We start from the raw sequence: 6,940 nt of genomic DNA, 5'->3' as shown, positions 1-6,940 counted from the left end.
TGAAGAGGCGTACCTGTTGTGCCGCCTGTATGCTGAGCTCAAGTCCCCCCTTTTTGTCCTTTGTGCAACAACCAAGGATGCCGAACGACTGACCAGAGACATCTGTTTTTTTTCGGGAAAAACGAATATTCCGATCATTACACTTCCATCCTACGACATCCTTCCTTTCAAACCTCTTTCCTATCATCCCGAAACATCGTGCCGGCGCATAGAAGCCCTCTATCAGATAATGACCGCCTCGCGGCCTCCCATTATCATCAGTACTGTTGCCGCTGTCCTGCAAAAACTGATTCCCAAAGATGCTTTGTCCCGCCTTGCCGAATATTTTCTGCCTGGTGAAGAAACAGACCGGAAGGCCTTTGTTCAGAAATTGATTCAAGATGGATATCAAGAGACCGTCCTGGTGGAAGAACCCGGGGATTATGCGATCCGTGGGGGCCTGATCGATCTCTTCCCTCCCCTGTACCCTGATCCTATACGCATTGAATTCTTTGGCGATACAGTGGAATCTATCAGAACATTCTCTGCACAAGACCAGCTCTCACTCAAGCCCCTGTCCGAGGTGACAATCCTGCCGGCAAGGGAGACCGTCCTCGAACGCTCCGAAATCGACCATATTGTGGAGCGCATCCGCAGGCAGGGCCAGGTCCTTGAGATTGGCGGCCTGCGCATAGAAGAAACAGTTCAAAAAGTAAGAAACCAGGAGCAGTTCCCTGGAATCGGCGGTTTGCTACCCCTCATCTATCCCTCTGTCGGCACCATCTTTGACTATATTCCAACACAAGCGCTCCCTGTGCTGATCGATTCCGGAGCCATTGAAAAACTCGCTCTTGAAATGGAAGAAACCGTCATCAAGAACTTCCTTGCTGCAACAAGTGACGGTCACCTCTGTGTGGAACCCGAGGCCCTCTACCTGACCTGGTCTGACGTCGATGCCACTTTCAATCAACACCCACATCTTGCCTTCAAGATGGTGCCCGTGACAGACAGGCTTGCCCACACCTGCAATTTCGCTGTTGAAAATAACGCCCTCATCACACAGCAACTCAAGGCCCGAAGTCAACCGGAGGCATTGCTGAGGCCTTTGGTAGACTGGATCAACCGCGCCCATGAAAACGGCTTGGCAACGTATCTATCCTGTCGCACCGTAAAACACTCCAAGCGATTAGAGGGGCTCCTCGTGCCCTACGGCCTCAATCTTCGTTTTCTCGACACGTTTCCGGAACACTTTGATCCCGAAAAGACGCCAACGATCTGTCTTGGCGAGCTGTCTTCCGGATTCATCTGGGGCCGGGAAGCCATGGCTGTCATCACGGAAGATGAGATCTTTGGCCCCAAACATCGGCTCCCAAAAACTGCAAGGAAGGGGCCGAAAGCGCTTTGGGTTGCCTTTGAAGATCTGAAATCAGGTCACCTTGTAGTCCATACAGAGCACGGTGTTGGCCGATACGGTGGTCTTGCCAAGCTTGAGGTGTCAGGCCTTGCCAACGACTTCCTGTTCATAGAATACAGGGACGGAGACAAACTGTATGTCCCCGTGGACAGGATGAACTGTGTGCAGAAATACGTGGGTGTAGACGGTGTGGCGCCGCGTTTGGACAAAATGGGTGGCAAATCGTGGGGGCGAGTAAAGGAGCGGGTCAAGAAATCAATCCGGAAGATGGCCGGAGAACTACTCAAACTCTATGCCTGGCGTAAGGTTCAGAAAGGACACGCCTTTTCGCCACAGGACCGGTATTTCCGGGATTTTGAGGCCGCATTTGAATACACAGAGACACCGGATCAGAGCCGGGCTGTCCAAGAAGTCATGGCCGACATGGAATCCGAGGCGCCCATGGACAGACTCATTTGCGGTGATGTTGGTTATGGCAAGACGGAAATTGCCCTGAGGGCAGCCTTTAAGGCGGTTTGGGATAATAAGCAGGTGGCGCTTCTGGTCCCAACCACCGTCCTTGCCGAACAGCATTTTCAAACCTTTAAGAGGCGCTTTGAACCATACCCGGTTGAGATAGAAACCCTTAGCAGGTTCCGCTCGTTGAGCCGGCAGCGGGCCATTGTTCAAAAACTCAAGGAAGGCAAAGTAGACATTATCATAGGCACGCATCGTCTCTTGCAAAAGGACATATCCTTAAAAGCGTTGGGTCTTATCATTATTGATGAAGAGCAGCGCTTCGGCGTCGCACACAAGGAAAAACTCAAGCAGCTCCGCCGTTCAGTGGACGTCCTGGCCATGACTGCAACGCCCATACCCAGAACACTCCACATGTCTTTAATGGGTATCAGGGATCTGAGTGTCATTGCAACACCACCGGAGTACCGCTACGCCATCAAAACGTACATCTGTCCCCTCAACGACACTGTTGTCGCAGAGGCCATCCACAGAGAGCTTCAACGAGGAGGACAAATATTCTTTGTTCACAACAAGATACGCACGATCTGGGCAATGGCCCGTCGACTTCAAGCGTTGGCCCCCCAGGTTCGGATTGGGGTGGCCCATGGACGCCTTGACGATGAAGAGCTTGAAAAAGTGATGTTGCAATTCCTACATCACGAAATTGATCTATTGGTATGCACAACGATCATAGAGTCTGGTCTCGATTTCCCGTCAGCTAACACTATATTGATCAACCGGGCTGACAAGTTCGGGCTGGGACAGATTTATCAACTCAGGGGCCGGGTGGGGCGAAAGGATGAACAGGCCTATGCATACCTGTTCATACCCCATGAAAGCTCGCTTACCCGGGACGCCCAAAAGCGCCTGAAGGTTCTCATGGAACATAGCGATCTTGGATCCGGTTTTCAGATCGCTATGAGTGATCTGCAGATACGCGGGGGCGGAACGATGCTTGGGCCCAGCCAGTCCGGGCAGATTGCATCGGTTGGCCATGAGATGTACCTGCAGCTCATGGAACGTACCATGAATGAACTGAAGGGCAAACCCGTGGAAACGGAGGTGGAACCTGAAATTATTGTCAACCACTCAGCTTACATCCCCGAAAGGTACATATCCGATATTGATCAGCGACTTACAACTTACAGGCGCTTGGCCAGGGTCACAGAAACGTCTGAACTCGAAGACCTGCGAGTAGAACTCCAAGACCGCTTTGGCTCCCCTCCACAAGAGGCAATGGCCCTGCTGGAAAAGATCATACTAAAGGTGCTGTGCAAGCAGTTGGGTATCCAGCGCCTGGAGATCGGTTCTCAAAATATCGTATTCACGTTTTCCGAAAAAACTCGCGTGACACCGGAGAAAATAACGAGTCTTGTCCAGAAAGAGCCCCGGCTATATCGGCTGACACCTGACTATGCGCTTCATGCAAGGATCGTCTCTGATGGTGGCAATGACCTCGTGGGAGCCACCAAAAAGGTCTTGCAAGCGCTGACTTGACGTGATAGCGAATTAAGATATAGAAAATGACGAAATGAGTTATAGAATTTCCAAAATACCAACGGCCGTCGTTCTTTTTCTTTTCCTCCTTGCTTCAGGATGTTCGGACAGAAGTGAGATTGGCGTCCACAGTCAAACCGTAATCCGGGTTGATGACCATGTGCTGACCCTAGCAGAATTCAACGAGTACTTTGAACCACTCGAAATGAGCTGTGCCAACGGAAAAACCGATGGTGGCTCCAGCTTGCGCGAGGCTCGCATCAGGTTTCTCTTGCAACTCCTTGAAGAGATGATCATTCTCAGACGGGCAGAAGAGCTCGATTTACATATCTCCTCCGGGGAACTCGAAGAGGCTGTCAGCAATATTAAAGGCGATTATAGCGAAGACGGCTTTAAGGCCATGTTTTTGAAGCAGGCCATCTCCTTCGAGACCTGGCAGGAACGTCTCAAGAAACAGATGTTGGTTGAGAAGGTAATCAACAAGGATCTACTGGATCAAATCTCGGTCAAGCCGGCCGAAATAAGGGACTACTACGATAAACACAATGAGGAATGGACTCACGGGAACCAGGTACGCGCGCTTCATATCGTGCTCCCCAAAAAAGAAGAGGCAGACCTTGTCTTGAAGAGACTCAAGAAAGGTGAAGACTTTGCCACATTGGCCCGTCAATATTCCACAGCGCCGGAGTCAGAAAAGGGTGGGGATATGGGATATGTGGCTCGCGGTCACCTTCCACAATGCCTTGAAGATCCCCTTTTTACCTTGAAAAAGGACAAGCTGAGCCGTGTGATAAAGACGCCTTATGGTTATCACATATTCAAGGTGGTCGAAACGAGGAAGGCAGGCAAGTCAAAAATGGATGAGTGGGTCGAAGAAATCAGAGAACGGGTCCGGAAAGAAAAACTTGAAATAGCCTACGGCCCGTGGTTGGCCAAGCTGCGATCACACTATAGGATCATGGTCAACGAGGAAGCTGTCCAATGAAAAAAAGAGCAATTGCTATCAAGGTTTTCATCACATCGCTTGTCCTGCCATGGTTCCTCTCGTGGACTGTGGCGGTTCAGGTTCACGGGGAGCTGGCGGATCGCATTGTGGCCATCGTAAATGATGACGCCATTACCCTTTCGGAGCTAAATGAAGCGCTCGAACCTTATGCCAAGCAAATCCGTAATTCTCTCTATGGACCGGAAGAAGAACGCAAAATGCTTTTCAAGGTGCGTCAAGACATCTTGGACAGGATGATTGAGCAAAAATTGACGGATCAGGAGACCAAGAGGTTGGGAGTCTCAGTTCAAGAAAGGGAACTGGACCAGAGAATAGAACAGATCAAGAGTGAACATCTTTTCACGGAAGAAGAACTAAAGGAAGCCCTCGCGGCCGAGGGTTTCACTCTGGACGAATATCGCCGGCGGATCAAGGAACAGATACTGGGAATCAAGCTCATCAATCTTGAGGTCAAATCCAAAATCGCCATTACCGAAGAGGAAATCCGGGATTACTATGAAAAGCACCTGGATGTATATGGTGAGAAAAAAGAATATCACCTTCGGACCATCCTGATAAGGGTACCGTCTTGGGAGGCGACTCGGGACAGGTTAAACGCCCTCAGAAGGATTGAGACCGTCATGAACGAATTGAAGTCCGGCGCTCCTTTTGCCGAGTTGGCAAGCAAGTATTCGGACGATGCAACAGCCAGGGCAGGAGGGGATCTGGGCCTGTTTTCCATAGAGGAACTCTCGCCTGAATTCCAGGAGACGATTCGCTGGATGAGGGAGGGCGAGATCAGCCCGGTTTTGCAAACCCCGCAGGGTTATCAAGTCCTAATGGTCGAAGAGATCAAGGGTTTAACCGGCAAAACACTAAAGGAAGCGAGAATAGAGATACAGGAGAAGATATATCGCGAGGTGGTGGAAGAAAAATACAAGGCATGGTTGAAAGCCCTTAGAGAACGATCATACGTAAAAGTGATTCAGTAGCTCCACTGACACACAGTCTTACCCACGAAAATTCTTGACTTTTTTCCGGTTGTCCTTTAATAAAAGATAATACTTCGGTCTTCTGTGTTGGTTCAAGAACAGGAAAGCCTTTGTGCTTTCCCGCAGGTTAGGGCTTTGTCACCGCGAAGGCAAAGGAAGTTGCTCATGAGAAAGTTTGCTGTTGTTGGTTGTGGCGCATACATGGACAGGGGATACGGCTGACCTGGTGAATGGAGATGCCTGAAGGCAGCGACGCTTGGCGATGGGACATTTGACGAACCTTGCCAGGTCATTTGGCTTCTTAAGTGCCAGTGCCCGCGCCGGGCTACCTTGTCAAATGCTGCTATGGCCATCAAGCTTTCAGAAATCAAGCCGTATACGATCTACCTGAGTTCCTGTCTGGCAAATGCCAAGCCGGATTGCCCGTATGGCACCGCTGAAGAACCGGCAAAAATGTTGGAAGGCAAGACTGGCATTGAGGTTGTAATCGGCACACACGACTACCACTAGAGGGATAAACATATGAAAGAGCGCAGGGGAACCCCGAGGTATGAAGTTATCCTAAAGGTCCGTTATGACACCAAAGAGGCGCTGCAAGATGCTCTCATCCATAACTTGAGCTCTGGCGGGCTCTATCTGACGACCCAAGCGCCATTCGATGTGGGCTATGAATTTCAGATAGAAATTGAATTGCCGGAACAAAATGAATGGATAGAGGGAAAATGTAGAGTTGTTTGGGTCAACGAGATTGACACAGAAAGTTATCCAAAGGGAATGGGGGTCACGTTTCTGGAAATACCCCCAAAATTTAAGGAGTTGCTTGAGAAGAAAACGGGCATGTAGGAAACGATGTAGGAGTTTAGGCTTTTGAAAAAACCCGGATTTTACGCACTCCTGTGAGCAATTTTGGGATTTTCGATTCGCCTGGCTAAATTGCAAAAACTCGGGCTAACGCCCTCAAACAATTTGCAATTTTTAACGCCAGGCTCATCGCAAATCTTTTTCCAAAATTGCTCAATGTCGTTCGCAAAACAGGGTCTTTGAAAGCGCTAAAGTGTTACGGAAACGATAAGCGCGAAGGAAAGGTCTCACAGTGACCAGCAAAGATGCGAGAATCTTGGTAGTAGATGATGATAGAGAATTTGCGGAAAGCATGGCCGAACATATGGTTGAGTTAGGGTGTTCGGTCAAGGTGGCTTACGATGGCCACGAGGGCCTAAACAAGTTCAGTTCAGATGACTTTGATTTGGTTTTTACCGATCTTCAGATGCCCGTCATGGACGGCATGGAATTGCTCCGTGAAATCAAAGCGCTGGACAAACGATCTGTTGTGGTCATCATCACCGGCTTTGCGACCATCAAGTCTGCTGTTGAAGCTATCAAAGAGGGCGCTTACGACTATGTCACAAAGCCACTCAAGCTTAACGAACTTGACATCGTTATCGATCGAGCTTTGGAAAAACGCACTCTGGTCAAGCAACTCGACTTTTTCAGGGGATTAACCCTGGCAGCGCTTATTTCGATTCCCATCTGGCTAATCCTGGGAATTATTCTGGCATCAATTATCTTTTGAAA

General features: G+C 49.6%; 5 protein-coding genes and 1 pseudogene. All 6 read left to right on the top strand.

Annotated elements, in window-relative coordinates; translation table 11 throughout:
* Positions 1 to 3,388 (top strand): transcription-repair coupling factor (gene mfd, locus JW883_00645; GenBank protein ID MBN1840777.1); only part of this gene is annotated, 3,388 nt, incomplete at its 5' end.
* A gap of 34 nt (positions 3,389 to 3,422) precedes the next feature.
* Positions 3,423 to 4,373: a peptidylprolyl isomerase gene (locus JW883_00640; GenBank protein MBN1840776.1), complete on the top strand. Its 951-nt coding sequence runs from the start codon at positions 3,423 to 3,425 to the stop codon at positions 4,371 to 4,373.
* The gene (locus tag JW883_00635; GenBank protein ID MBN1840775.1) at positions 4,370 to 5,365 is read left to right on the top strand and encodes a SurA N-terminal domain-containing protein; all 996 of its coding nucleotides are present in this window, start codon (positions 4,370 to 4,372) and stop codon (positions 5,363 to 5,365) included. The genes JW883_00640 and JW883_00635 overlap by 4 nt, the downstream gene beginning before the upstream one ends.
* 165 nt (positions 5,366 to 5,530) lie before the next feature.
* Positions 5,531 to 5,875: pseudogene (locus tag JW883_00630) on the top strand (CGGC domain-containing protein).
* A gap of 12 nt (positions 5,876 to 5,887) precedes the next feature.
* Positions 5,888 to 6,208, top strand: coding sequence for a PilZ domain-containing protein (locus tag JW883_00625; GenBank protein ID MBN1840774.1), 321 nt, complete (start codon positions 5,888 to 5,890; stop codon positions 6,206 to 6,208).
* A gap of 250 nt (positions 6,209 to 6,458) precedes the next feature.
* On the top strand, positions 6,459 to 6,938 hold the full coding sequence (locus JW883_00620; GenBank protein ID MBN1840773.1) for a response regulator: 480 nt from the start codon (positions 6,459 to 6,461) through the stop codon (positions 6,936 to 6,938).
* Positions 6,939 to 6,940: the final 2 nt, after the last annotated feature.

The sequence above is a fragment of the Deltaproteobacteria bacterium genome, from assembly GCA_016930875.1.
Classification (GTDB): Bacteria; Desulfobacterota; Desulfobacteria; order Desulfobacterales.
Note: the sequence above shows the minus strand (reverse complement) of the source record. Positions and strands in the feature narration are given on the sequence as shown.